Source organism: Vreelandella nigrificans, assembly GCF_002374315.1.
In the GTDB taxonomy this organism is placed as follows: domain Bacteria; phylum Pseudomonadota; class Gammaproteobacteria; order Pseudomonadales; family Halomonadaceae; genus Vreelandella; species Vreelandella nigrificans.
Genome location: NZ_NWUX01000009.1, coordinates 99,714 through 125,446, shown reverse-complemented (window position 1 = coordinate 125,446; position 25,733 = coordinate 99,714). Strand labels below are relative to the sequence as shown.

The window sequence follows — 25,733 nt, the reverse complement described above, 5'->3', positions numbered from 1 at the left end:
GGTTGAGTTACTTCTCTGCGATATTTGAAGACAGGGCAGACACCGGTTGATCGGCTGGGGGCAGGTGCTGCGTACCACCACCCAGTGCGGCGTACAGCGCCACCCGGCTGCGGAGTAGTGCATGCTGCGCTTGCACCTTTTGCTGTTCGGTCTCCAGGCGGTCACGCTCGGCATCAAGCACTTCCAAGAAACTGGCGCGACCACGTTCATGGCTCAGGTGTGCCAGTCGGCTGCGTTCGGCCTGAATCTCGACGGCTTGCTGCTGTACGGATAGTTGCTGCTGTAGCCAGTGCTGGTTAGCCAAGGCATCTGCGACGTCGCGGAAGGCACTTTGGATGGTTTGTTCGTACTCGACGACGGCAAGGTCTTTGCGCACTTCCGCCAAGTCCAGGTTGGCTTGGTTCCGCCCAGCATCGAAGATTGGCAACGACAGGCTAGGAGCAAAGTTCCAGGCACGGCTGCTTCCCTCGAGTAAATCGCTCAGTTCGCCACTGGCTAAACCGCCGAAAGTAGTCAGACTGATACGTGGGAAGAAGGCCGCTCGGGCTGCGCCGATATGCGCGTTAGCCGCGCGCAGGCGATGCTCAGCGGCGACGATATCCGGGCGGTTGGTTAGCAGGTCGGATGGTAGTCCCGCATCCAGAGGCTGAAGCAGAGGGGAATTGGCAAAAGGCTTATAGTTGAAGTCGATGAGGTCAGCCCGGCCGATCAGTAGGTGTAGTGCATTGCGCTGCAGATCACGTTGCTGCTGCAGTTGCAGCACCAAGCCCTCTGCATGGTTCACCAGCGTCTGTACCTGGGTGAGCTCCAGCTTGGTGACTGCTCCCACCTCAAACCGCCGCGTGAAGATGCGCAGTAATTCGCTCTGGTTGGCTTGAGTCGCTTGAGCGAGACGCAGCCGTTCATTCAGCTCGTATAAGCTAAGCCAGGTATCGGCTACCTGTGCCACCAAACTGATTGTCACTGCTCGCTGGCCAGCATTAGTTGCCAAAAATGTTTGCAAGGCCTCTTCGTTCAAGCTGGCGATACGGCCCCAGAGATCGACTTCCCAACTGGTAACCCCCACGCCTACCTGAAACTCATTGCTGCTCAGGGCGCTGCCGGTGGCCGACAAATCGGACGGGGTGCGCGAGCGCTTCGCATCCATTCCCAGGTCAACACCGGGTAGCTGTGCGCTGCGCTCAATGCGGTAGGCTGCCTGTGCCAGTTGAACCCGTAAAGCAGCACTACGCAGGTCGTGGTTGTGGCGTAGTGCCTGAAGGATTACGTTCTGTAAGTGAGGATCACGAAAATAGTCCTGCCAGGCGATATTAGCCGCTGAGGCCGATGCAGCATCCTTGGTGTTGGGGCCATACCCCTGCTGGTAATGCGTAGGTAAAGTGCTTTCAGGGAGGGTGTGAGGCGGTATCAAAGTGGTACAGCCTGATAGCAGCACGGTCAGAAGTGCTGCATTCCAGTGCAATGACATGATGTGAGATTTCCGATCCATGAGCCTGAACGGAAGTGTGCTCTTTACCCGTCAACGACCTTTCAATGTCTTATCAAGGTTTCATCAAGTGCGGGGGGGGGGAGCCCGCCTAAACATGGCGGGCCTATCACTGATCAGTGCTTGGTTCGTGACGAACCAGGAGAGGGGCACCTTTGCATTATCCGCTATTGGCCGATCAATTATGAGAGGCTAGGGAGTCTTTAAGGAGGGGGGCTCTGTACCGGATCACTCTGCACAGAATTGTCTGGCACAGGGTGACTCTGAGTTGCTTTATCCAGTACTGGCCTAGGTGGCTCGCTCATAAGAAACCGAACACCACTTACCAACAATAAGGCGGTCACCAAGATGCAGGCCAGCCAAATAAGTATCCGGCATCGGGAGCGTAATGCGGAGGTTGTCTGCTTATATGCGCACATCATTGTTGCCTGCCTTAGAACGAGTAGTGCAATGCAGCAAACCCCGCCACACCGGTCTTTTCTTCCACCACTGGGCTGTTACGCGCCTTGTCGCTGAACTCCATGACATTCACCCCAAGAGACATCGTCCAGTGCCTGTTGAAGTCATGATGCCAGTCTGCCGAGAGCGAATAGGCGTAGACGCCGGATTCAGCATTGAAATGGGAAAATCGCGAAGCTTGAGCTTGCGCATCGTTCACGCCGAAATAGGTGCGGTTGTAGCGGCCATCACCGGCGTGCATGTTTACGCCGAGAGTGAACACATCGTTGTCCGTTCGCAGTATGGTGCTTTCCAGGCCTAGTCGGTAACGATTGCCTCGCTCATGGCCAGCTACACGCAGATCAGCTTCACCATTGACCGAGAGCCAGGAGGTCAACTCCTGAGCCAGCAGGAAGTTAGCGGTAGTCGCACCCTTAACTTCCCCCATTCCCTGGAGACGCGTTGATCCAGGGCGCCAGTCACTGTCTTTTTCGGTTCGGCCGAAGTCGTAGCTAATCGCCATGCTGGCGTAAAGCCCGTTTTGAGTCAGGTACTCTGTCCCGATGGCGCGCACGGTATCGGCAAAGAAGATACCGCGGTATATGCTCAGTGTTGGTACCGGTATGGCTCGTGAATCTTTTGCGCCGAGGTAACGGGGAATGTAGGCCGCCCCCAGCCCCACCACAACTTCAGTTGTATCGCCGAATAGGCTGGCGGGTGTATCGGTGCCCTGTTGCTGAGTTTGGTGATGCTGCTGAGCCAAACTTTGCAGTGGCATCAGCAGGCAGACGGCGCTTGCAATAATTGATAAGGCAGGGCTTGCCAAACACCCTTTTTGCATCCGTTGAGAAGCAGGCTTACGCATGGTTGTTCATCCTTTCCGAGTTGTTACCCCGGTAGTGAACCCTCCTCACTACAAGGTATCGTCCAGAAAAGATGAAGACTTCATCAAGAGCCGTGGAGCGGGCTCAACAAGCATCCGTTTTCAGAGTAATGCCGCCTATAATCAGGCAGGTAACTCGATGTGGATGCGCCCGCCGCCCGTCCCTCGATTGTGAACACTCAACTGTCCACCATGGGCTTGGCATATAGCTACTGCCACCGATAACCCCAGCCCACTGCCGCCTGCATGGCGCGAGCGTGAATGCTCGGCACGCCAAAAGCGGTCGCACACACGCTCTATATGCTCCGGTGCAAAACCAGGGCCAGCGTCTTCGACATCGATCAATACCTTCGTTCCTTGTCGGGTGGCGCGTAGTGCCAAATAGTCGCCAGTTGCAGCGTAGCGCAATGCATTGTCGATCAGGATGGAAACTACCTGACCGAGGCGATCGCGATCGGCATTTAGAAGTACATCGTCCGGGCAGTCGATCACAATCTTCATGGGGTGCTGCTGTAATCGTGGTGCTGCCCAGACCACTCGCTCTTCCATCAGTGGTTTGAGGGCAAAGCTTGATGGTATCAAAACCAACTGACCTGCTGTCGCCAGCGATAACAAGTACAAATCATCGATCAGACGATTAAGTTGATCTAGTTGCCGCATGATGGTGCTTAGTTGCTGTGGCGAGGCTTCGAAGACACCATCTATCAGGCCCTGCAGCCTCCCTTTGGCGGCGGTGAGAGGCGTACGCAGTTCATGGGCGATGGCGGCACTGGATGCCTGTAACTCCCGTTCATGGCGTTCTAAGCGTTCGGCCATGTGATTGAAGTCGGCTATTAAATGGTGGAGTGCGGCGGGAGCATCGGGAATAATACTTGCTCTCGAGCGGAAATCACCGCCAGCAATGTGCCTTGCCGCGATTGCAACAACACTGAGCTGGCGTGATAGACGCAATGAGACCCAAATACCCCCGCCAATGATAAGAGGAAGGGCGATCAGTACAAGTCCACTGAACCACAGCAGGTCCGCATGTAGCACCTCTGGTGTAAAGTAATCGCCATAGAGATATTGCCCATAGATTTCACGCAGACGCTCAGCATTGGCGACATGATCGGTTTCCAGCAGCTTCAATTCTTGGAGTATTTCCTTGGGGAGTGCGTTTCGCAGCTTGGTTTCCCACCAGAAAAAGCGTAGCCACATACCGGCACCCACGACCAGTATGGCCATCAGCGCGAGGCCAATCATTCGTAGGCTGATCCAGTACCAGAGTTGCCGGGAACGGCCTTTCTTTGCCGTGCTCATGAAGGATTGCGGAAGCGGTAACCTAGCCCCCGTACTGTCAATACGACACCATTAATACCGGCACGCTCCAGTTTGCGTCGTAGGTTGTATAGGTGAGCATCAACCACCCGTTCCATTGCATCACTTTCTGGAAGGCAGTTGGCAAGTAGCTCCGCGCGGGTGTACATACGAGAAGGTGCTGCCATCATCATCGACAGCAGGCTGAACTCGGTGCGAGTTAACTCCAGGGGCTGAGTCACGCCATCAGTTTCAATGGTAGCCAGCGCTGCATTGAGATCGATAACCAAGCGATCATGGCGTAGCAAGGTGGTCTGCCCGAGGCCACCACCACGCCAACGGCGTAATACCGCGTGAACCCGCGCGACTACTTCACCTGGGTTATATGGCTTAACGACGTAGTCATCGGCCCCATAAAGTAGCGAATTAATACGGCTGGGTTCATGCCCGACAGCAGTCACCATGATGATCGGTGTTGCTGAATGCTGGCGAATGGCGGTGAGCACCTCATTACCGCTTAGCCCTGGCAGCATGATGTCCAACAGCACTAAATCCGGGCGCCAACGCGCGTGGTACTCCAGTGCTTGATCCCCATCTGCTGCATGTCGGGTCTTGAAGCCATCCCTGCCAAGGTAGGCTTCGAGCACCTCGGCCCCATCGAAGTCATCCTCGACGATCAATACACGTCCCAAGCTCACTGGCCACTCCTTCATGAAATCTTGATGTATTCTTGAACGTTGCTTGATATTGCGCTGCAACGATAAACCCGCTTCTGAAAAGTGTCAGTAAATCGGTGGGACGATCATCTGTCATTATAAGGAATGCAAGTCGCCTAATGCAATTTGATGAATTTGTCAAATGCAAATAGCAGTCAGGACGAATGGAGGGGGTTTATGGATATCTTGCCAAAGGTGGACCGCTGGGGCTTTCAACGCTTCGTTGAGTCTTCAGTCTCTGAGGGGTTTCTGCGAGAACCCGTCATCATGCAGGGGATGTCCGGTTCACGTATCACGCGTAATGGTCTCCCTTATGTGAATTTCTCGGGGATTAACTATCTTGGCTGGCAGCAGGATCCACAGGTGCTTGATGCATTCTGCGAATCGGTCAAGCGCTATGGGCTCTCCACCGGTGGTTCAAGGGCGACGCAGGGTGTTTGTGAGCCGCATTTCCGATTGGAAACGTTGCTCAGCGAGCATCATGGTAAAGACAAAACGCTAACGTTTGCATCGGGCATGTTGGCCAACCTCGGCTTCATCAATGCGATGACGGCAAAGTTCAATTTCTCCACCAGCAGCGGCATTGACAATCGGGATGCCGTGTTAGTCTTCGATCGTGATTGCCACTGGAGTCTCTGGAAAGCAGCGAGCCACTTGAAATACGGTGAATCGCTAATGGCATTCAAGCATAACGATGTCGCTGATCTGGAACGTGTTCTGCAGAACGTTGGAGATCGCAAAGCGATCGTCGTCTTTGAAAGTGTCTATTCTTCAGATGGAAGCGTGGCACCTATCGGAGAAATTCTGGATGTATGTGAACGCTTCCAAGCCCTGAGTTACATCGATGATGCCAATGGCTTCATGGTGTATGGCGAGCCTCAGCGTAATTTCTATGAGGAGTTCCAACATCTTCGTCGTGCCGACTTCATCATGATTTCTCTCTCAAAATCAGTGGGTCTGGAAGGCGGCGCAATCAGTGCCAACGCTGAGTACATTGATGCCTTCGAAGTATTGAGTGGAACGTCGATTTTCACTGCAGCCATTCAGCCACCCACAGCGGACGCAGCGGCATCCATCATTGAGCAGCTCAAGCAGGACCCATCCATCATGGATGATTACCTATGCAGAAGCTTGGCGTTCCGACAGCGCTTGCTTGATAGTGGCCTGCAGCTCAATGACACGCCGTCCTATATAACGTCGGTACTGATCGGGAAGGACAGTAAGGCCGAGCAAGTGCGAGAGCAGTTGGAGAAACAAGGCTTTTGCGTACCGATTTTCCGTTACCCGGCAGTCAAGCCCAATCAGGCATTGATACGGCTGATCCTGCACAGATACCACACTGATGCGGAGATTGAAGGTTTTGCCCAAAGCCTGGAGGTGCTGCTTGGTGACAGTGATCCATCCAGACTCGTGAATGAGCCGCTGTTGGTGGAGATGAATTAGGCTGGGAGCCGCACAATGAAGCGCGTGGAGCAGGTGGTGCGGTCCGGTTTTCCAAGCCGCACAGAAGATATCGCTGAGGCGGCGGTACTGATTGATATAAGGGATTCGATTGCCACGATTGATCGAACGTCTTGGAATCAATTGTGTCACCCCCATCAGTTCTGCAGCTATGAGTATATGGCTGCTCTTGAGGCCAGCGGTCTGGAGTGCCAGTATCTCTATGCGCTGGCCATTTCCAATGGCGAAATGGTTGGCGCTGCTGTCGCCACCATATGGCGCATCCACCTGCCATATAAAGCCTCATTGCGTGTCACCACCATGGGAACGCCCGTCAATACTGGGTTGCCACTGATGCTGGCAGCAACCCCGAACTCAACAAGCCTACGTTACCGCTTGGTAGCTGCGCTGGAACAGGCTTCGATGAAGCATGGAGTTCGATTATTCGTCGGGCGGGATTTTCCTGCACCTGACTACCTCCAGAAGCTGCCGCTGGACAAGCTCTACAACTGTGCACATTTGGAGCTTACCTGGGCAGATTTCGGTCAGTATCTGATGCAACACCCCAAGCGCAAACGCCTACGTCGGGATATGCGGACTCTGGAAAAAGCAGGCTACACCGTTGACGTTCGTGAAGGGCAAGCGCTCTCGCTAGATGAGGCGCAGCGCTTGCATGCCTTGTGGTTACAGCTTTACCAGAAACACCGCTCGCCCGACCAGATTATGGTCCCTCAAGATTTTTTTCTGCATATGGGGCAGCTCAAGCATGCAGTATGGTTGCTGCTACGAAAGGACGGACGCATTGATGCGTTCGACCTCTGCTTTACCCTAGGCGATCACCTGGAATCTACCTATTGCGGTGTGGATCTACAGGCAACAGGACGCCTGCCCATCCACCGTGTGATGGGCTACCAAATCGTGCGTCATGCCATCAGCAAAGGAATGCGGAGTATCAACTTTGGGATCTCCAACGAGCAAGGAAAAATCGAGATGGGCTGTCGCTTGGAAGCCTGTTATACCTGGGTGCAAGCCAACCCGAAGTGGCTTGGGTGGCTACTTCGCAGTTTCCTTCAGAGATTTGTGCTAAAGAACGATCAGGACAAGCTCACTGCAGAAAGCCTGCCAGAGCAAGATCGCTCATAAACATCCAACAGCTTAAGCAGATGTCGGTTTCGGCATTAAGCAAGTGGCAATCCCTTCATCCCCAGAGATATCAGCGCAACAGCATCAAGCTGTCTCGGTTAGCGGTTGTAGAATGCTTTTATTTTCTCATTTAATTAGTTAGACTTACTAACATAGATGGTAACCTGATTAGGTAAAAACGCGATGGATTTACGGCAAAGTTTGCAGCGGCTTGAATGGCACCTCTGGAACCAGTGGCGCGAACAAGCGCAGCATAGTGAACATCTGGAACTAAGCACTAGTGAGTTGCAGTATCTGTACACCCTATTGGCGTGGGATGAGACAGGTATGCGTCTGACTGAGCTGGCTGAGTGCATGCATGTCAGCAAAGCATCTGCTAGCACGATGGTGAGAAAGTTGGAGCAGCGGGGATATTTGCTGCGTCGTCCTTGCCCAGAAGATGCCCGTGCACAGCGCTTGCTTCCAAGCGCTAAAGCCCTAACTCTGAAGCATAAAGAGCCTGAAATATATCAGGCAGCACTGCAACACTTTAAGCACGCACTGACAGAGGAGGAGCTTGAGCAGTTTACTGCGCTGATGGGCAAAGCCTGTAGCAACTTGAGCTTAGGTGCTCTGACTCCCCCCAAGCCTTCTAGCCAGCCTTACAAACACCTATGAACTTACATCAAGCCACTGTTTCCAAAGCGTTCTGGCACTATACGTTGCCTTCTGTTGCGGCCTTAATGGTCAGCGGTACCTATCAAATTGTGGATGGTATTTTCGTTGGGCACTTTGTAGGCGGCAACGGCCTTGCTGCCATTAGCCTTGCGTGGCCATTAATAGGCGTGCTACTGGCCGTCGGTATGATGGTTGGCATTGGTGCCGGAGCACACGCTTCCATTCAACTAGGGGCTCGGCAGCCCAATAAGGCCCGTGAATACCTTATCCAAGCGCTGTTTCTTTTAATGGGCTTCAGTGTACTTTTGGGCGTGGTACTGTTCTTTATAAGCCCTTTATTTCTGTCCTTTCAGGGGGCGGAAGGGGAGGCTCTACTTTTTGGGCAGCGCTACCTAAACTGGATGCTGGCAGGCACACCTATTGTGCTAGGCAGCATCGCGTTACCGCTGCTGGTACGCAATGCCGGTGCGCCACGCCTGGCAACGTTCGCGATGGGCTTAGGGGCGGTGGCTAATATCGCGCTGGATGCACTGTTTCTGGGTTATCTCGGCTATGGATTGGAAGGCGCTGCATTAGCTACCTTGTTGGGCGAACTCCTGCCGGTGGTGTTGTGCCTGGGTTATTTATGTAGTCGCCATAGTCAGCTGGCTATCTCATGGGGCCAACTAGCGTGGCGAAGCCAAAAAGCGTGGGACCTGCTGAAAACCGGTTTTTCAAGCATGTTGATGTATCTGTACATCAGCTTTTCCATTGTGCTGCACAATATGCTGCTGTTACAGCATGGAACGTCGTTACACGTCGCTGCTTTCAGCATTGCCGGTTATTTAATGACATTCTATTACTTGCTAGCGGAAGGCGTCGCTGGGGGCATGCAGCCGATCACCAGTTTCTACCATGGGGCTGAGCAAAAGCGAAAAATTCAGGCGTCTTACCGGTTGGCTTGTTTGATCGTCTTATCGGTGGGCTTGTGCTTTGTGCTGGCAGTGCAGTGGTCCCCTAGCTTTTTCGCGCAGTTTTTCATTAGTGATACAGATACTGCTTTATTAGAGACCACAAGCCACGCGCTACGGCTTTTCATGCTCGCCATGTTTCTAGATGGTTTTCTGGTGATCACGGCCACCTGGTTTCAGTCATTAGGCCAAGCGCGTCCAGCGACGATGATTACGTTGGGCAATATGGCCATTCAGGTGCCTTTTTTGCTTCTTTTGCCGCAGTTGTTGGGGATCAATGGTGTTTGGTTAGCTGTGCCCGTTTCTAACGTAGTGTTGTCTTCGCTAGTGCTGATACTGGTAGTAAGGCAGTGGCGGCGGCTGGGTAATGGGTAAGTACTTATGATGTCTCGGAGAATTATTAAGTGAGGGTACATTAAACCTCTTTGATAATGTGTAGGTTTGGTGGGTTTATTTATAATTGGTATCAATTGGTTACGCCATAAAAATAGCAACTTGGCTAGTTATCGGAGATTATATGGGAATGTAAAAATTTTACGCATAGATCATCGTGACACTATTCAAGGTAGATCATGTATACATCCAACCTATTTTCGCTCGACGCTTTCCCTGTGGGATGCATGGTTACCGACAATAAGCGTCGGATTATTTACTGTAATCGCCACCTTGAAGAGTGTCACGGTTATTCAACGGAAGAGTTGCTGGGCGCTGACTTGTTTACATTGCTGAACAAGGCGTCACAAATTATGTATGACACTTATATCGTGCCCATTTTGGAGCGGGAGAAAAAGTGTTACGAGATTCGTCTGACCATGGAGACTAAATCCAAACACACTTTACCTATAATGGTCAGTATTTTGTGTAATGACTGCACTAATGAGCGATTTTTCTGGAGCATCAGTAGTGCCAGCCGAACTGAGCAATTGTTTGAAGAGCTGACGAAAACCAAAAACCTGCTTGAGCAGAAGGCGTCCTTGCTACGAAGGGCCTCTGACACTGATCAGCTGACAGGCTTACCTAACCGCGCTGCATTGGCTAAATACCTTGATCAAAAGGTTATTGCGCGAAAAAAAGATGATATTGCATTTGCGCTTGCGTTTGTCGACCTTGATGGCTTCAAAGAGGTCAATGATCTCCATGGGCACCACTTGGGTGACAAGATACTTCAGTTAGTCGCAAAGCGGTTATCCAGCAATCTAAGAGCTGATGACTTAATTGCCCGCTTTGGTGGTGACGAGTTCGTTATTTTTTTAAATGGTCGTTTTAGTGCGGGTCTAGTTGAGGAGTCACTCTCTCGGCTTATCAAGAAACTCGCTGAACCTTTCGATATAGATTCAGTACGGCTAAAGCTCTCTGCAAGTATCGGCGTTACGCTCTACCCACAACCGAAAGAGGTTGAACCTGATCAATTAATTCGCCAAGCCGACCAAGCAATGTATCAAGCCAAGCTGGCGGGAAAGAACCAAGTCTGCCTATTTAATGTGGATAACGAGCGAATCCAGAAAGGAAAACACGCAGAGCTATCTGCTATTAGGGCAGCCATGAAAGCTGGTGAGTTTGAGCTCTATTACCAGCCTAAAGTTAACATGGTTACCGGGAGAGTGCTGGGGGCTGAGGCACTAATACGCTGGAATCATCCCAGTGAAGGGCTGAAATCGCCGGCAACTTTTCTACCTGCTCTCAATAATACCCCTACCGGGGTGGAGCTAGGGAAGTGGGTTATCACTAGTGCACTTTGTCAATTGCAGACGTGGCTTCAGCAAGGTCTGGACTTGCATGTTAGTGTCAATGTTGATGGGTACCACTTACAGCACTCTCAGTTTCTTCACGCTTTAAGTAATATACTGGCCTGTTTTCCAGGCCTGCCCAAACAGCGGCTTGAGCTTGAAGTATTGGAAACAAGCACCATCGAGGATGTGAAGCATGTTTACTCCGTCCTTAATGCCTGTAGGGGGATGGGTATCCGAATCTCATTAGATGACTTTGGTACTGGTTATTCCTCTTTAAGCCATCTCAGAGACCTATCGGTCGACACGCTCAAAATCGACCGTAGTTTTGTGCAGAACATGCTAACTAGCACGGGTGACCTCGCCATTCTTAAAGGCGTTATTGGTTTTGCACGAGCATTCGACTGTGATTTAGTCGCTGAAGGTGTTGAAGTGCTAGAGCATAGTCAGCAGCTCATTGGGCTAGGCTGCGAATGTGGGCAAGGTTATTTCATTGCCCGCCCAATGCCTGCTCAAGATTTTGGACGGTGGATTGCCGAATGGCACCAGTGGGAGTTTCAAAAGAAATTTAAAGGTGTGGTTAATTAAAAAACTGAGGGGGAGTTCGAACGTACTAATAAAAGAATGAAACATAGCCAGCAATTGCAAGCCCTGAGCGTTTCGCTAGTCAGGCCGGCACCCTGCCAGCCCCGAAGCGGGTCGTTATGTTCATGCGCCTATGTCTAAAGCACACTGCGCATCATAGCAAGCGACGGGTACTGTATTCACATGACGCATCCTGAGCTTGTTGGTAGAGAAATTATCGCTTGGCTAGATGACTAAGCACACCAACAGACATTGGTAAGAAGGGGGGCGTAGGGTGAGTTGTTCGTAGAGTGAGCAGGCAATCGCCAAGATAACCAGTAGGCTCTGAAAGCGGGTAAGGTGATATATAGGATAATTTGCGGGCGTGTGTGGGCTGCTTTAGAGTGGCATGCTCAGTCGCTATGGTAAGTCATTGTGACGACTTCACTAATCAGGAGGTGTTTATGCAACCCAGCTGGCGAGAATGGATTCAAGGTCATCTAGAAGAAATTCTAACCGCGGTACTGGCTGCTTTTTTTACGGCACTGATGTTTCGTGTAGGGATGGGCATGCTATTTTCGATTATCGCTGGCCTAGTTATTGCCTATCTGATTCGTTTAGTAGCGGTTCCTAGAGTGGCTCAAGCCATCAAACGTCGCCTGTCTATGTTTAATGATAAAGAAGTTTAATGATAAAGAAATTTAATGGTACAAGTGCCCCTCTTTGTAATGAGCCTTTGCGGGGTGCTGAGTGCTGAGTGCATTGATAGCTGTTAGGCCTGCCATTGTCGTGCAGACAACAGCTACCCTTTTAGCTTCTACCTTTTTAGCTTCTACCCTTGCCAAGTAAGGCTCGTTAGAACTTACTTGGCAAGGCGGTGCGATTACTGAGTGTTTAGAAGCCAATGATTAGCTTACTTAGCCAGTAATTAACTTAAATAATTAGTTAAGCGCTGTTTCCAGACGCTCGGCACGAGCTCCCGGGGCTGGATGGCTGGAGAAGAAGCTGCTGCTGTTGCCATATTTATCTTCTAGTTTACGTAGAGCGGTGACGGCAGAACTTGCATCCATATCGTGACGCTGCATTAACTCGATGGCGTAGTCATCAGCTTCATTTTCCTGACGCTGGGAGAACTGGGCATTTACCAGCTTTTCGCCCAACTCACCAAGTTCAGAGCTTGAAAGTGCAGCAGCGGTGGCGCTTCCGCTGGCGGCAGCAGCTTCACGTGCGGAAGATGCGGCGTAAGCAACTTGAAAAGCGCGTTTGGAGTGCCCCAACACAACGTGTCCAATTTCGTGGGCAATCACGTAACTCACTTCATCATCTGTCATTTCATCCATCAGCCCAGTATGCAGCCGGATAGCGCCGTTAGGGACTGCAAAGGCATTGATTTCGTCCAGTTGGTAGACGTCGTAATCCAAAGTGTGTCCGTCGACGACTTCCCATCCCTGGGTAAGACGGGCTAGGCGTTCTGCATAATCGCTGTCGGCAGAGACAACGTGATGCTGGGCATCAAGTTGGGCAATAGTTTGATCCCCAAGTTGATGCATTTGCTGATCTGTCATGGTGGCAGCACCTGCTAAACTGCTGCCCGCCGACATCAGGCCTCCGATATCAGCGCCTGATTGGCAGCCACTGAGAGCCAGGGCGGTGGCTAGTCCTAAAATACAAGATGTTTTGCGTACTAGAGGCGTTGTTTGCATCGCCAGTTCCTTTGTCGATTTATGTGTTTAACAATTATATGAGTCGCTAAGTAAGCATTCTGCATACATAAGCACTCGTTAATTATACTGTATATCGATATATAACCCTAGACACCCAGCCGCGTGTGGCAGAAACGCCCTTTGCTTGATTGCCTTATTTTTCTGATACGCAATGGCTAATACACCCTGTTTCCACTACCTTCTGAACCGTGCCCTTCGTAATCCGTTAAAGAGCTTTGGGGCGACCTCTAGTGTCCTATTTGCGACCAGTTGCTGAATTGGAGCATTTGTTTTGTCGCTATCCGCCCTATTCGTGCCAATATACGACCAAATAGCAATGCAACCCCTGCGCGAGTGAGTGTTCACTTCTGTGATAGGAAACTAAAAGACGCCAGCGACACCTAAAATATTCTAATAAGAAAAAATTGATGATTTAAAAGGTGACGGAGGGTAGGACCATGACATCAAACCAAGCAAAAGACCCGGCAGCAAATACCAATCGTGCGGGCGAACCGCAAACCCTTGGCTTTCTACTGTTAGATAATTTTACTCTGATTTCTCTTGCGTCAGCGATAGACCCTTTGCGGATGGCTAATCAGTTGGCCGGCCGTGAGCTGTATCGCTGGTATACCCTGACCCAGGATGGCCTCCCCGTACGCGCTAGTGATGGGTTGCAGGTAACGCCTGATGCCTCTATGCATACCCCGCTATCGCTTGAGTGGGTGGTCGTGTGTGGCGGGGTAGGCCCACAACACAGCGTTACCCGTGAACACATACGCTGGCTTCAGTCCCAGTCACGCCAGCTAAAACGACTAGGCTCAGTATGTACAGGCAGTTGGGCCCTAGGGCAGGCGGGGTTGCTGGATCACTATGAAACCAGTGTGCATTGGGAATGCCTGGCATCCATGCAGGAGGCTTTCCCTAACGTTATTCTGACACCGCATCTTTTCTCTATTGATCGTGATCGCTTTACCGCCTCTGGCGGCACTGCACCGCTCGATATGATGCTCAATCTGATTGCCCACGATCACGGACGTGAGCTTTCGGCAGGCATTTCTGAGATGTTTATCTATGAGCGCGTGCGTAACGAGCAAGACCAGCAGCGAGTTCCTCTTAAACATGTGCTGGGCACTACCCAACCTAAGCTGTTGGAAATCGTCGCCTTGATGGAAGCTAACATTGAAGAGCCCATAGAGCTCGACGAATTGGCAAGTTATGTCAATGTTTCGCGTCGCCAGTTAGAGCGGCTGTTTCAACGCTACCTACTCTGTTCACCGTCGCGCTATTACCTCAAATTGCGCTTAGTCCGCGCTCGGCAATTGCTCAAGCAAACGCCTTTATCGATTATAGAGATCGCTTCTGTTTGCGGTTTCGTGTCAACGCCCCATTTTTCTAAGTGTTATCGTGAATACTTTGGTGTGCCGCCGAGAAATGAACGCTTGGGTGGATTGGATCGCCAGGGAAGTAACAGTAATTCGCCATCGTCAATCAAGCGATGGGGAGGCGAGCCCTACAAAAGTGAGCCTCTTTCAAGCGCCCAGCAGGCGCTAGCCTGCGCTCAGGGTGAACCCACCTTTGCCAGTGTGCAGCTATTGAACTGATACCCCTTGCGACACCAAGGTTTGAAACGTGCTGCCACTCTTCGGGCAGCACGTTTTTTTAATGGTCGCTACTCCCTCAGCTAATACGACTTCGATGCAGTGTTTGCAGGAGCATGCGTAGTTGTCGTGTTCACGACGCAATGACGCTTTTGGAATTTCCGCCGTCGTTTCCAAGAGCAGTCCAATCCAACGTCAGCGCTATGCTCGCTACATTAACTAATGTTGGAGCTTAGCTATGACCCCCTCTGAACTGCACAATGACGCCATCGTCATTGATGGTCTGATTATCGCCAAATGGAACCGTGAGCTACTCGAAGACATGCGCCGCGGCGGCCTTACCGCTGCCAATTGCACAGTCTCAGTGTGGGAAGGTTTCCAGGCCACGGTCGATAATATCGTCAAGTCCAACCAGCTGATGGCGGAGTGTAGTGATCTGGTACGCCCTGTTCGCACCACCGCTGATATCTCTCGCGCTAAAGAAGAGGGCAAGACCGGTATCATCTTCGGTTTCCAGAATGCCCATGCCTTTGAAGACCAAATTGGCTACGTTGAGATCTTCAAACAGCTGGGCGTGGGTATCGTACAGATGTGCTACAACACCCAGAATCTGGTGGGCACCGGCTGCTACGAGCGTGATGGTGGTCTGTCTGGCTTTGGCCGCGAAATCGTTGCTGAGATGAACCGGGTTGGCATCATGTGCGACCTCTCTCACGTCGGTGCCAAGACCTCTGAAGAGGTGATTCTCGAATCCAAAAAACCGGTCTGTTACTCCCACTGCTTGCCCTCCGGCCTCAAAGAGCACCCGCGTAACAAATCCGATCAAGAGCTCAAGTTCATAGCCGACCACGGCGGTTTTGTTGGTGTAACCATGTTTGCGCCGTTCCTCAAAAAGGGCATCGACTCAACCATCGAAGACTACTGCGAGGCGATCGAGTACGTCATGAATATCGTCGGTGAGGATGCCATTGGCATCGGTACCGATTTCACCCAAGGGCATGGCCAAGAGTTTTTCGAGTGGTTGACCCACGACAAAGGCTACGCCCGTCGCCTTACTGACTTCGGCAAGATTATCAATCCCAAAGGAATCCGCACCATTGGGGAGTTCCCTAACCTCACCGAGGCGCTCCTCAAGCGTGGCATGAGTGAGACCCAGGTGCGCAAGATCATGGGTGAGAACTGGGTGCGCGTGCTCAAGGACGTGTGGGGCGCCTAAACGCCAGCTCCATAAGATTGATTGATAGGGGCGACGGCATACCCTGCTCCTTAGCCAAGAATAATGATGTAGAGGATAACAACCGTGACCAAACTAGCCCCCGCACTGCCCATCGAAGTGGATAGCGAAACCGGCGTCTGGACGAGCGATGCCCTGCCTATGCTCTATGTGCCGCGACACTTCTTTATTAACAACCATGTGGCGGTAGAGGAGGCGCTAGGTGTCGAGAAGTACGCTGAAATTCTCTACCACGCTGGCTACAAGAGCGCCTGGCACTGGTGCGAGAAAGAGGCCGAATGCCATGGGCTCGAGGGCGTGGACGTTTTTGAACACTATATGCTGCGCCTCTCCCAGCGTGGCTGGGGGCTCTTTATTACGGAGCAGATCGATCTTGATGCCGGTACAGCAAGAGTACGGCTAGAGCACAGCGCCTTCGTTTACCAGCTGGGCAAGGTAGGCCGTAAGGTTGAATACATGTTCACCGGCTGGTTTGCCGGTGCCATGGACCAAATCCTCGCTGCACGCGGAAGTTCACTGCGTACCGTTGCTGAGCAGACGCAAAGTGCCGCCGAACACGGCTGTGATGTAGGCATCTTTACTGTCCAGCCGATGACCGACGCTGCCCGCTAACCTGGGTACGAGGAGAGACAAACATGGCATTCGACGCAATTTTCGAGCCGATACAGATTGGCAAATTGACCATCCGCAATCGTGTGGTTAGTACCGCTCACGCTGAGGTGCATGCCACTGACGGTGGCATGACGACTGAGCGCTACGTTAGGTATTACGAAGAGAAGTCTAAGGGCGGCTGTGGGCTATGTATCTGTGGTGGCTCTTCGGTGGTTTCCATCGATAGCCCTCAGGGCTGGTGGAGCTCAGTAAACCTTTCTACTGATCGCATTATTCCACACTTTCAGAATTTGGCCGATGCCGTGCATAAGCATGGCGGCAAGATCATGATCCAGATTACCCATATGGGGCGCCGCTCCCGTTGGGACGGTTTTGACTGGTCGACGCTGGTGTCGCCTTCCGGTATCCGTGAACCGGTGCACCGCTCTACCTGTAAGACCATTGAGGAAGAAGAGATCTGGCGTATTGTTGGTGACTTTGCCCAGGCTGCGCGGCGGGCAAAGGAAGGCGGGCTTGATGGTGTTGAACTCTCTGCCGTGCACCAGCATTTGATTGATCAGTTCTGGAGCCCACGGGTCAATAAGCGTGAGGATGAGTGGGGCGGTAGCTTCGAGAACCGTATGCGCTTTGGTATGGAAGTGCTTAAAGCGGTACGTGCTGAAGTGGGTGACGACTTCGTTGTTGGTATGCGTATCTGTGGCGACGAGTTCCACCCGGATGGTCTTTCTCACGACGATATGAAGCAGATTGCCGCCTACTACGATGCCACCGGCATGGTGGATTTCTTCGGCGTTATCGGTTCTGGCTGCGACACTCACAACACCCTCGCCAACGTTATCCCTAATATGTCTTACCCGCCGGAGCCTTTCCTACACCTGGCGGCGGGGATCAAGGAAGTGGTAAACGTACCGGTGATCCACGCCCAGAACATTAAGGATCCCAATCAGGCCCAGCGTATCCTCGAAGGGGGCTACGTAGACCTGGTGGGCATGACCCGGGCACATATTGCCGACCCTCACTTGATCGCCAAGATCAAGATGGGCCAGATCGATCAGATCAAGCAGTGCGTGGGCGCTAACTACTGCATCGACCGCCAGTACCAGGGCCTGGATGTACTGTGCATCCAGAATGCGGCGACGTCCCGGGAGTACATGGGGCTGCCCCACATCATTGAGAAAACTGAGGGCGCCAAACGCAAAGTCGTCGTAGTAGGCGGTGGCCCCGGCGGTATGGAGGCAGCGCGGGTAGCCGCCGAGCGCGGTCACGATGTCACTCTGTTTGAGGCCGCTGACGCCTTGGGCGGGCAGATTACGATTGCCGCCCAAGCGCCCCAGCGTGATCAGATCGCTGGTATCACCCGCTGGTACCAGCTGGAGCTGGCGCGTCTTAAAGTCGACCTGCGTCTGGGTACTCGCGCCGATGAGGAAACGCTGCTCGATCTGCGCCCGGATATCGTGGTGCTTGCTACCGGTGGCCAGCCCTTCCTTAGCCAGTACCCAGAGTGGGGCTACTCGGAGAATGCCGAGGAGAGCCTGGTGGTCAGCACCTGGGATATTCTCTCAGGCAAAGTGGCGCCAGGTAAAAACGTGCTGATTTATGACGCCATCTGCGAATTCTCCGGCGTCTCGGCGGCGGATTTTCTCGCCGACAAGGGCGCCAAGGTAGAGATCGTCACCGACGATATCAAGCCCGGCGCGGCGGTGGGCGGCACCACCTTCCCCACCTACTACCGCAGCCTCTACGAGAAGGAGGTGATCATGTCCTCCGACTTGATGCTGCATAAGGTTTACCGCGAGGGCGATGGCCTGGTGGCGGTGCTTGAAAATGAGTACACCGGTGCTTTGGAAGAGCGTGTGGTGGATCAGGTAGTGGTCGAGAACGGCGTACGCCCTGATGAGGCGCTTTACTACGCCCTCAAAGAGCAGTCCCGCAATAAAGGGCAGGTGGATCTGGAGGCGCTCTACGCCATTCAGCCTCAGCCGAGCCTGATTGATAAGAACGGCGAAGAAGGAGATGGCTTCCTACTCTTCCGCCTGGGCGACTGCACGGCACCACGTAACACCCATGCGGCCATTTACGACGCCCTGCGAATCTGCAAGGACTTTTGACTTAGGCAAAAGCCAACAATAATGCGGGGCGCCAGAGCAGCCCCGCCGCCGAAGCCAATGGCACCAAAGATGAGGTGAGCACCATGCTCGAAACGCTCTTGCCGATACTGATTTTTACTGCCCTGGCCCTGGCGGTAATCGGCGCTGTACGCCGTATACGCCTGTGGCGTCAGGGGCGCCCCTCGCGGGTTAACCTGTTCCAGGGGCTGGTGGCCTTGCCACGTCGCTATTTGGTGGATCTGCACCATGTAGTGGGGCGTGACAAAATGATCTCCAACACTCACGTGGCCACCGCCGGTGGCTTCGTGGCCGCTGCCGTGCTGATGACCCTGGTGCACGGTCTGGGTATTGCCAACCCATTGCTAGGTGGATTACTGCTACTGGCTAGCGCCTCCATGTTCGTCGGTAGCCTCTTCGTGGCGCGGCGGCGGCTTAACCCTCCTGCTCGGCTCTCCAAGGGCCCCTGGATGCGCCTGCCCAAGAGCCTAATGGCGTTTTCGATAGGTGTCTTCCTGATCACACTGCCCACGGTAGGTCTGCTGCCTGAAGGTTTGCTTGAAGGGGGCAGTAGTTGGCTGCTGGCGCTGGTATTAGCGGGCGTTGTGGCCTGGGGCTTGGGGGAAATGTTTTTCGGCATGACCTGGGGCGGGCCCATGAAGCACGCCTTCGCTGGCGCCTTACATCTGGCTTTCCATCGCCGCGCCGAGCGCTTCTCCACGAAAAAAGGCGGCGTCGGCCGGTCAACGGGCCTCAAGGCGCTCAACCTGGAGAATGAAGCGGCGCCTCTGGGCGTGGAAAAGCCTGCCGACTTTACCTGGAACCAGCTACTGGGTTTCGACGCCTGTGTGCAGTGCGGTCGCTGCGAGGCGGTGTGCCCGGCATTTGCCGCCGGTCAGCCGCTTAACCCCAAGAAGCTGATCCAGGACATGGTGGTGGGTATGGCGGGGGGCAGTGATGCCGCCTATGCCGGCTCCGCCTACCCTGGCAAGCCGGTGGGTGAGCACGCGGGAGCGCCCCACGGGCCTATCGTGGCGCTGGAAGGAAAGGCGTTGGTCGACGCCGATACGCTCTGGTCGTGTACGACCTGCCGAGCCTGCGTGGAAGAGTGTCCGATGATGATTGAGCATGTGGATGCGATTGTCGATATGCGCCGCCACCTGACCCTGGAGCGTGGCAAAACGCCCAATAAAGGCGCTGAGGTGCTCGACAATTTGATCGCCACCGACAATCCCGGTGGTTTCGATCCTGGCTCGCGACTCAACTGGGCGGCGGATCTTAACCTACCGCTAATGGCAGATCTTAAGCAGGTCGATGTGCTGTTGTGGCTAGGGGATGGCGCTTTTGATATGCGCAACCAGCGCACCTTGCGCGCATTGGTCAAAGTGCTGCGCGCCGCTGAAGTAGATTTCGCGGTGTTGGGTGCTGAAGAGCGCGATAGTGGTGATGTGGCAAGACGTCTGGGCGACGAAGCGACGTTCCAATCCCTGGCTAAGCGCAATATTGCCACTCTGGCCAAGTACCGTTTCCAACAGATCGTAACCTGTGATCCCCACAGTTTTCATGTGCTGGGCAATGAATACGGCGAGTTGGGCGGCAATTATGAGGTGTACCACCATAGCACCTTTATCGCTGAGCTGTATGACGCTGGCCGGCTGGCCTTCGCGCCCTGGAAAGGCGGCAGCGTTACTTATCATGACCCGTGTTACTTGGGACGCTATAACGGTGAATACGAGGCACCGCGGCGAGTGCTTAAGGCATTGGGCATTAAGGTCAATGAGATGGAGCGCTCTGGCTTCCGCTCGCGCTGCTGCGGTGGTGGCGGTGGTGCGCCTATCACCGATATTCCTGGTGAACGGCGTATCCCCGATATGCGCATGAATGACGTCAAGGAGAGCGGCGCCGAGCTGGTCGCGGTGGGCTGCCCGCAGTGCACCGCTATGTTGGAAGGCGTGGTAGATGCCAGCGCTGAGGTGCGCGATATTGCCGAGCTAGTGGCCGATGCCCTGGTAGAGCGTCCCGCGGGGAATGCGTCTGGCGGATCCCAAGGGACTGCTGAGATGATAACTGCTGAGGAGGCGATCGTATGAGTGAGATTATTCGCCGCGACCCGCGTCGTGAATGGATCGCCCGAAACCGCCTGCATCCCGAGCACGCCAGTGTGCTTGCTGCCCTTGGTGTAAGCGGCGGAGCGGTCAGCGAGTGGCTGGGCCCCAATGGCGTGGTTCGCAAGGACCCTCGTGCCATCGGCTTTATCGGCCCCAATGGCATCAAACGGATTGATCGTAGTGGCCTCCAGCAAGGCGGGCAGACCACCGCGACCACCACGTCGGCCCGCGATAGCCGCCGCATGGTGACCATTGATCAGCCCGCCTTCCTGGTGGCCGTGGTGCCCGACCTGACCGGCGGACGTCTCTCCGGGCATGATAAGGATCTGCTAGGTTTGGCCCGGCGTGTGGCGGATGCCGATACTGAACAGCCGGGCGCCGTGGTGGCGATCCTGTTTGGTGAGCATAAGGAAGAGGCACTGGGCGAAGCCGGTATCGATCGCGTCGTGCATCTTGATGATGAGTTTTACGCAGGGTTTGCGCCCGAAGCGCGTCTAGCGGCTTTAAGCGCCGTCGAGCGGGAGATGACGCCGCGCTTCTGGTTATTGCCGGACTCACCCCTGGGCGGAGCCGATCTGGGGCGGCGGCTGGCCGTGCGCTTGGGCGAGCGCGCTGCCACGGGGGTTTGGCAGATTGAAGCTGACAATGAGGCGCCGCGGGGGTGGCGCTGTACGGCTCGTGGCGGCGCCGGGAGCCTGGATATTCAACGCCCGCTGCCGAGGGTGGCGCTGGCGCTGGCCGAGTGCGCTGAGCCAGTGGATGAGACCCGGCATGCGGCTGAGCATCTGACCCTTGCAGCGTCACTTCCCACCACCCTGTCACGTATTGAAGATCTGGGGCAGGTAGCGGTGGATCCCGCTGGGGTAGCGCTGGCCGAGGCAGAGTTTATCCTCTCTGGCGGCAATGGCATCAAACAGTGGGATGCCTTCCACCATGCTGCGAAAGTGCTCGGCGCTACCGAGGGGGCGTCGCGTGTTGCGGTGGACGACGGCTTTATGGCCCGCGATCGTCAGGTAGGGGCGACTGGCACCTGGGTAACCGCCCGAGTCTATATGGCAGTGGGTATTTCAGGCGCTATCCAGCATCTGCAGGGCATTCAGCGCTGCGACAAGGTGGTGGCGATCAACCTCGATCCGGGGTGCGACATGATCAAACGCGCCGACTTGGCGGTGATTGGCGACAGCGCGCAAATCCTTGCCGCGTTAGTGGCTATGGTGGAACAGCAGCGGGGAGGGCAGCGCGATGCGGCCTGATCAACAGCAGAAGCAACAGCAACAAGGGATCGACGTGGCGGTGCTGGTCTCCATCGGCCGTCACCCTACCACCGGCCGTGCGAGGCGCGCCGAACAGGATGCCCGGGGCCTGGAGCTTGCGCTGTCCATGGAAGCCGAATTGCCGGGCACCCGGATCAGCATGCTGCATGCGGGTCCCCAGGGCGATGGCAGCGAGGCAGCTCTGCGCGGTTACTTAGGTATGGCCACAGGCGTCGGCATGGGGCTTGAGTCTATGACCCTTCTAGAGCAGCCCGAGGGCAGTGACGCCATTCCGGCTCTGGCGGCACACCTGGCCGCTACCTCGCCTCAGCTAGTGATTACCGGTGCCCGGGCAGAGCGTGGTGAAGGCTCTGGGCTTTTGCCCTATGCGTTGGCAGAGCATCTTGGCTGGCCATTGGTTAATAGCTTGGCCTCGGTAGAGAAAGTGGAAAATGGCGTGGTAACGCTGCTTCAGGCGTTGCCACGGGGCCAGCGTCGTCGTCTCAAGGTGCGCCTGCCTGCCATCATCAGCGTGGATGAAGCAGCGCCGGCGGCGCGCCAGAGCGCCTTCGGCCCGGCTCGTCGAGCCACCTTTGCGATCACGCCCACTACCCCTGAAGCCGACAGCGAGCTGGCCCAGTGGCATTTGGCCCCTGCACGTAAACGGCCTAAGCGCCTGAAAATCGTCAAAGCCGCTTCGGCCAGGGATCGCTTCAAGGCGGCAGCCTCAAAAGCCGAGGGCAAGGGCGGGCAGGTACTCACCGACGTTACCCCTGAGCAGGGCGCCGAGGCGATCTATAAACTACTCAAGGAAGAGGAGGTGCTGCGCTGAAGGTCTGGTTCATCACGCCTCTAACCACCGTTCAAGCCCGCCACTCGGCGGGCTTGAACGGTGGGCAATGGCCCACATGGCTTTATTGGCTATTTGCCGATAAAGCCCGGGTAAAGTTGCAGGCGCTGCCTCTCAAGCCGCAAACCTATCCAGGCATGCAATACCAGCACCATAATAACCACACTACCGCCGAGCTGCGTTGTGGCCGTGGGAGCCTCTCCTAGTAGCCACCAGACCCACAGTGTACCCAATGCGGTTTCGACCAGATAAAACAGCGCCACCTCAGTAGAAGGCAGGTAACGGGTGGCGCTGTTGATCAGTACCGTGGCCAAGGGCATCTGCACCAGTCCCATCAGCGCCAGTACGCCATAGCGCTGGGCATCCAATGCTAGCGGCGAGGCCATGGGCAGAGCAACTGCTGCGGAGAGCAGCCCGCCACCGGCAATCACCGTCATGGGATCAATCGCTGGATAGCGGCGCAACAGGGTCAGGTTACCGCCGATAGCCGCCGCGGTCGCCAAGGCATAGAGGTTACCTGCCAGCATCCCCATGTCCCCCTCGCCCATGAACACGAGGCTCATTCCCAACATGCAGACGGCAATGGCCACTAGCGTTCGCTGCGCGACTCTTTCACCCAGGAAAATCCGCGAAAACAGCGCGGCAAACAGCGGCGCGGTACTCAGGATCACTACCACGTTGGCCACGTTGGCGTTCATGACTGCCAGCACAAAAAGGCTGGAGATCAGGCCCAGAAGCAGCGCTGAGGCCAGTGAGGGGAACGGGTTGCTTCTCAGCGCCGTCAGTCGATTGCCGACACAGCACATTATCCCCAGTACGCAGAACATTAGAAAACCGCGCCAGAACACGATAGTCCAGCCGTCGGTATCGGCAAGGCGGATCAATAGGCCATCGAAGCTCAGAAGCACTACGCCCAGCACCACCATTAGCAGACCGCGCTGGTAAACACTTAACTGCATGATATTGACCCCCGGTTGGTATAAAAGATAACCACTCTCCCAATGGAGAGTGGTTACACGTTGCAGCGGAGCCCCGTCTCATCGCATGTACATTTGGCTAACGGCCATTCGACATGACCATTCGCTCTGCAGAGGTCTTCTGCTGGCGGGGGCAAGCCACCCAAAGGCCCACTGCTCCGGCCATCAAGAGCATGCTGCCGCAGCCGATTGCCAGAGCGTAGCCGCCCTGCACGGCACCAGCGGCTACGCTGAACTGTGCGGCAAATCCGTCAAGCGTCACTGCATACTGCTGCCATAGAAACACCCCGATGGCCACGCCGGACAGCATCGTGCAAAGCGCGATCAAACGTGTGCCCGTTACCCAACCGCTAACTGCCTGGGCATCAAACGTGTGCAGAAACGCTTGATACTCTTTCTCGGCCTGGCTGACGCGGGATACCCGGGAGGCCAGCGTAATCGCGACAAGCGCCATCAGCGTACTCAGCAGCACCGGGTGCAGATACACCGGTAGGCTAAGCCACTTGGCTTGAATCATCATCGATAGTACAACGTTGCCAATAAACCCTACCGCCAGCCCCCAGCCGGCGCCTGTCGCAGTGATTCGTTTGCTCCAGATACTCATCAGCGCCACCGGCCCCCAGGAGGAGGCAAACAGTGTCGCGGCAAACCACACTACCGACATGACCGCTGGCGGCTGAAACAGCGCCAGCAGCAGGGCAATCAGGCCTGCTGAGAGCACCGCGATACGGCTTTTGCGCATCGCTGACTTTTCGTCTAGCGACGCGGGCAGAATATCGTTGGAAAGACTGAAGCCGATGATCGACAGAAACGTCGAGCAGGAGGAGAGGCCAGCCGCGAAGACGCCGGTAAGAATGACCACGCCAAGCCAGGTCGGCAGTACGTTGAGCGCCACCCAGATCATGGAGCGCTCCGGATCAAGGTTCGGGTCGTAAAGGTTGATCGCCGCGCCGGTCATCATCATTAGTGCGTAGAAGATGGCCAGCGCTACCGCCGTCAACATGGCTGAGCGCATCACCACGTGTTCGTTGCGTGCCATCAGGTAGCGACTGGATTGCCAGGGGCTGGCCGCCAGCACCGCCGCCCACACAAGGCCAAGTGTCAAACCCCAGGTAAGCGCTTCGCCCGGGGAGGAGAAACTGGCATTGGGACCTTCCAGCACCCCATGCCACAGGGCAATGCCGGGCTTGTCGGTCTGGGTCAGAAGCCCCTCTACTACTCCGCTCCAGCCGCCCAGATCCTGAATCACGTAGAGCGACCCGCCCACCGCGGCCAGCGAGAAAATCACGAACATGATGGTATCGGTCAGCATCACACCGGGTGAACCAGAATAGAGAATGAAGCCGGTGTAGGTCGCCCACACCAACACCAGGCCCACCCAGTAGGGCATGCCGGTCAGCTCCGAAAACATAATGCCCGCGCCTTGCATCACGCCTAGCAAGTAAGCGCCCAGACCGATGATCGTGGTCAGCCCGGCAATGATCTGCACCCGGCGTGAGGCAAACCGCTTGCCAAAAAACTCCGGCACGGTTCTCGCCCCGCTGCGGCGCAGATAACGGCCAAACACCAGTGCGCCAAGTAGGCAGCCCGAAGTGCTGACCGCCGCAAAGATCAGCATCACAAACGGATAGCCCTGATAGGCAAAGCCCGTTTCGCCGAGAAAGGCGCTGGTGCTTAGATAGCTTGCCACCAGCGTGCCGAGAATAAAGAAGGTGGGTGCATTACGACCGGCTACCAGATAGTCATCAAGTCCTTTGACGCGTCTCCCAGCCAGATGTCCGATAACAAAATAGCCAACCAGACTAAGCAGTATTGCGATGGTGTAGATCATTGAAATAAGCCGTGGGGTTGTTGATGTTGTTTAGCCATGGTGCAGCGCTTTGCCTGTCTACTCATTGCCATTAGCGGCACGCAGTGCAGGAATCACGACACGATATCCGCAAACTAAAAGGGGCACCATGAAATTGGCGCCCCTGAAATCAACAGATACTTG

The 25,733-nt window shown here is 54.8% G+C and carries 20 protein-coding genes; 13 read left to right on the top strand and 7 right to left on the bottom strand.

Annotation, left to right across the window (positions count from 1 at the left end):
- Window positions 1-7: 7 nt before the first annotated feature.
- From CPA45_RS12090 to CPA45_RS12075, 4 genes are all read right to left on the bottom strand, one after another.
- Window positions 8-1,468 (bottom strand): efflux transporter outer membrane subunit, encoded by a 1,461-nt coding sequence (locus tag CPA45_RS12090; RefSeq protein ID WP_208858503.1) that lies wholly within the window; start codon window positions 1,466-1,468, stop codon window positions 8-10.
- A 451-nt stretch (window positions 1,469-1,919) separates the two neighbouring features.
- Window positions 1,920-2,789: a MipA/OmpV family protein gene (locus CPA45_RS12085; RefSeq protein WP_096651793.1), complete on the bottom strand. Its 870-nt coding sequence runs from the start codon at window positions 2,787-2,789 to the stop codon at window positions 1,920-1,922.
- Between the two features lie 141 nt (window positions 2,790-2,930).
- On the bottom strand, window positions 2,931-4,106 hold the full coding sequence (locus tag CPA45_RS12080; protein WP_096651792.1) for a sensor histidine kinase: 1,176 nt from the start codon (window positions 4,104-4,106) through the stop codon (window positions 2,931-2,933).
- Window positions 4,103-4,801 carry a response regulator gene (locus CPA45_RS12075; protein ID WP_096651791.1) on the bottom strand — a complete coding sequence of 233 codons (699 nt, stop codon included), beginning with the start codon at window positions 4,799-4,801 and terminating at the stop codon, window positions 4,103-4,105. The genes CPA45_RS12080 and CPA45_RS12075 overlap by 4 nt, the downstream gene beginning before the upstream one ends.
- 195 nt (window positions 4,802-4,996) lie before the next feature.
- Between CPA45_RS12075 and CPA45_RS12070 the strand changes: the two genes are divergently transcribed.
- The 6 genes from CPA45_RS12070 to CPA45_RS12045 all read left to right on the top strand — a co-directional run bounded on the left by CPA45_RS12070 (window position 4,997) and on the right by CPA45_RS12045 (window position 11,989).
- Complete coding sequence (locus tag CPA45_RS12070; RefSeq protein ID WP_165771546.1) at window positions 4,997-6,262, top strand: aminotransferase class I/II-fold pyridoxal phosphate-dependent enzyme; 1,266 nt, start codon at window positions 4,997-4,999, stop codon at window positions 6,260-6,262.
- A gap of 15 nt (window positions 6,263-6,277) precedes the next feature.
- A complete protein-coding gene (locus tag CPA45_RS12065; RefSeq protein ID WP_096651790.1) occupies window positions 6,278-7,402 on the top strand; it encodes a GNAT family N-acetyltransferase in 1,125 nt (374 codons plus the stop codon).
- Between the two features lie 183 nt (window positions 7,403-7,585).
- Window positions 7,586-8,059, top strand: a complete 474-nt coding sequence (locus CPA45_RS12060; protein ID WP_096651789.1) for a MarR family winged helix-turn-helix transcriptional regulator — start codon at window positions 7,586-7,588, stop codon at window positions 8,057-8,059.
- On the top strand, window positions 8,056-9,384 hold the full coding sequence (locus tag CPA45_RS12055) for an MATE family efflux transporter (RefSeq protein WP_096651788.1): 1,329 nt from the start codon (window positions 8,056-8,058) through the stop codon (window positions 9,382-9,384). Before CPA45_RS12060 ends, CPA45_RS12055 begins: the two co-directional genes overlap by 4 nt.
- A 197-nt stretch (window positions 9,385-9,581) precedes the next feature.
- Complete coding sequence (locus tag CPA45_RS12050) at window positions 9,582-11,324, top strand: sensor domain-containing protein (protein ID WP_096651787.1); 1,743 nt, start codon at window positions 9,582-9,584, stop codon at window positions 11,322-11,324.
- A 440-nt stretch (window positions 11,325-11,764) separates the two neighbouring features.
- Window positions 11,765-11,989: a hypothetical protein gene (locus CPA45_RS12045; protein ID WP_096651786.1), complete on the top strand. Its 225-nt coding sequence runs from the start codon at window positions 11,765-11,767 to the stop codon at window positions 11,987-11,989.
- Window positions 11,990-12,241: 252 nt separating this feature from the next.
- Here CPA45_RS12045 and CPA45_RS12040 read toward each other — a convergent pair whose 3' ends face one another.
- Window positions 12,242-13,003 (bottom strand): M48 family metalloprotease, encoded by a 762-nt coding sequence (locus CPA45_RS12040; RefSeq protein WP_096651785.1) that lies wholly within the window; start codon window positions 13,001-13,003, stop codon window positions 12,242-12,244.
- Between the two features lie 458 nt (window positions 13,004-13,461).
- On the opposite strand from CPA45_RS12040, the gene gbdR reads away from it, so the two are divergent.
- The 7 genes from gbdR to etfB all read left to right on the top strand — a co-directional run bounded on the left by gbdR (window position 13,462) and on the right by etfB (window position 22,745).
- Window positions 13,462-14,604 carry a choline metabolism transcriptional regulator GbdR gene (gene gbdR / locus CPA45_RS12035; protein WP_096651784.1) on the top strand — a complete coding sequence of 381 codons (1,143 nt, stop codon included), beginning with the start codon at window positions 13,462-13,464 and terminating at the stop codon, window positions 14,602-14,604.
- Between the two features lie 235 nt (window positions 14,605-14,839).
- Entirely contained in the window at window positions 14,840-15,817 is a 978-nt protein-coding gene (locus tag CPA45_RS12030; protein ID WP_096651783.1) for a dipeptidase, read from the top strand.
- A gap of 84 nt (window positions 15,818-15,901) precedes the next feature.
- The gene (locus CPA45_RS12025; protein ID WP_096651782.1) at window positions 15,902-16,447 is read left to right on the top strand and encodes a DUF5943 domain-containing protein; all 546 of its coding nucleotides are present in this window, start codon (window positions 15,902-15,904) and stop codon (window positions 16,445-16,447) included.
- A 23-nt stretch (window positions 16,448-16,470) separates the two neighbouring features.
- Window positions 16,471-18,555: a dimethylglycine demethylation protein DgcA gene (gene dgcA / locus CPA45_RS12020; RefSeq protein WP_096651781.1), complete on the top strand. Its 2,085-nt coding sequence runs from the start codon at window positions 16,471-16,473 to the stop codon at window positions 18,553-18,555.
- A gap of 83 nt (window positions 18,556-18,638) precedes the next feature.
- Complete coding sequence (locus CPA45_RS12015; protein WP_096651780.1) at window positions 18,639-20,642, top strand: (Fe-S)-binding protein; 2,004 nt, start codon at window positions 18,639-18,641, stop codon at window positions 20,640-20,642.
- The gene (etfA, locus tag CPA45_RS12010) at window positions 20,639-21,913 is read left to right on the top strand and encodes an electron transfer flavoprotein subunit alpha (protein WP_096651779.1); all 1,275 of its coding nucleotides are present in this window, start codon (window positions 20,639-20,641) and stop codon (window positions 21,911-21,913) included. Before CPA45_RS12015 ends, etfA begins: the two co-directional genes overlap by 4 nt.
- Entirely contained in the window at window positions 21,903-22,745 is an 843-nt protein-coding gene (gene etfB / locus CPA45_RS12005) for an electron transfer flavoprotein subunit beta (RefSeq protein WP_096651778.1), read from the top strand. The genes etfA and etfB overlap by 11 nt, the downstream gene beginning before the upstream one ends.
- An 89-nt stretch (window positions 22,746-22,834) precedes the next feature.
- Here etfB and CPA45_RS12000 read toward each other — a convergent pair whose 3' ends face one another.
- Together CPA45_RS12000 and CPA45_RS11995 are read right to left on the bottom strand one after the other, a co-directional pair.
- On the bottom strand, window positions 22,835-23,722 hold the full coding sequence (locus CPA45_RS12000) for a DMT family transporter (protein ID WP_096651777.1): 888 nt from the start codon (window positions 23,720-23,722) through the stop codon (window positions 22,835-22,837).
- A gap of 97 nt (window positions 23,723-23,819) precedes the next feature.
- Window positions 23,820-25,571, bottom strand: a complete 1,752-nt coding sequence (locus CPA45_RS11995) for a sodium:solute symporter family protein (RefSeq protein ID WP_096651776.1) — start codon at window positions 25,569-25,571, stop codon at window positions 23,820-23,822.
- Window positions 25,572-25,733: the final 162 nt, after the last annotated feature.

What these genes read in the sequence shown, in the direction of transcription:
- CPA45_RS12090 (WP_208858503.1), bottom strand. Translation starts at nt 1,468, where the DNA reads ATGTCATTGCACTGGAATGCAGCACTTCTGACCGTGCTGCTATCAGGC.
- CPA45_RS12085 (WP_096651793.1), bottom strand. Translation starts at nt 2,789, where the DNA reads ATGCGTAAGCCTGCTTCTCAACGGATGCAAAAAGGGTGTTTGGCAAGC.
- CPA45_RS12080 (WP_096651792.1), bottom strand. Translation starts at nt 4,106, where the DNA reads ATGAGCACGGCAAAGAAAGGCCGTTCCCGGCAACTCTGGTACTGGATC.
- CPA45_RS12070 (WP_165771546.1), top strand. Translation starts at nt 4,997, where the DNA reads ATGGATATCTTGCCAAAGGTGGACCGCTGGGGCTTTCAACGCTTCGTT.
- CPA45_RS12065 (WP_096651790.1), top strand. Translation starts at nt 6,278, where the DNA reads ATGAAGCGCGTGGAGCAGGTGGTGCGGTCCGGTTTTCCAAGCCGCACA.
- CPA45_RS12060 (WP_096651789.1), top strand. Translation starts at nt 7,586, where the DNA reads ATGGATTTACGGCAAAGTTTGCAGCGGCTTGAATGGCACCTCTGGAAC.
- CPA45_RS12055 (WP_096651788.1), top strand. Translation starts at nt 8,056, where the DNA reads ATGAACTTACATCAAGCCACTGTTTCCAAAGCGTTCTGGCACTATACG.
- CPA45_RS12050 (WP_096651787.1), top strand. Translation starts at nt 9,582, where the DNA reads ATGTATACATCCAACCTATTTTCGCTCGACGCTTTCCCTGTGGGATGC.
- CPA45_RS12045 (WP_096651786.1), top strand. Translation starts at nt 11,765, where the DNA reads ATGCAACCCAGCTGGCGAGAATGGATTCAAGGTCATCTAGAAGAAATT.
- CPA45_RS12040 (WP_096651785.1), bottom strand. Translation starts at nt 13,003, where the DNA reads ATGCAAACAACGCCTCTAGTACGCAAAACATCTTGTATTTTAGGACTA.
- gbdR (WP_096651784.1), top strand. Translation starts at nt 13,462, where the DNA reads ATGACATCAAACCAAGCAAAAGACCCGGCAGCAAATACCAATCGTGCG.
- CPA45_RS12030 (WP_096651783.1), top strand. Translation starts at nt 14,840, where the DNA reads ATGACCCCCTCTGAACTGCACAATGACGCCATCGTCATTGATGGTCTG.
- dgcA (WP_096651781.1), top strand. Translation starts at nt 16,471, where the DNA reads ATGGCATTCGACGCAATTTTCGAGCCGATACAGATTGGCAAATTGACC.
- CPA45_RS12015 (WP_096651780.1), top strand. Translation starts at nt 18,639, where the DNA reads ATGCTCGAAACGCTCTTGCCGATACTGATTTTTACTGCCCTGGCCCTG.
- etfA (WP_096651779.1), top strand. Translation starts at nt 20,639, where the DNA reads ATGAGTGAGATTATTCGCCGCGACCCGCGTCGTGAATGGATCGCCCGA.
- etfB (WP_096651778.1), top strand. Translation starts at nt 21,903, where the DNA reads ATGCGGCCTGATCAACAGCAGAAGCAACAGCAACAAGGGATCGACGTG.
- CPA45_RS12000 (WP_096651777.1), bottom strand. Translation starts at nt 23,722, where the DNA reads ATGCAGTTAAGTGTTTACCAGCGCGGTCTGCTAATGGTGGTGCTGGGC.
- CPA45_RS11995 (WP_096651776.1), bottom strand. Translation starts at nt 25,571, where the DNA reads ATGATCTACACCATCGCAATACTGCTTAGTCTGGTTGGCTATTTTGTT.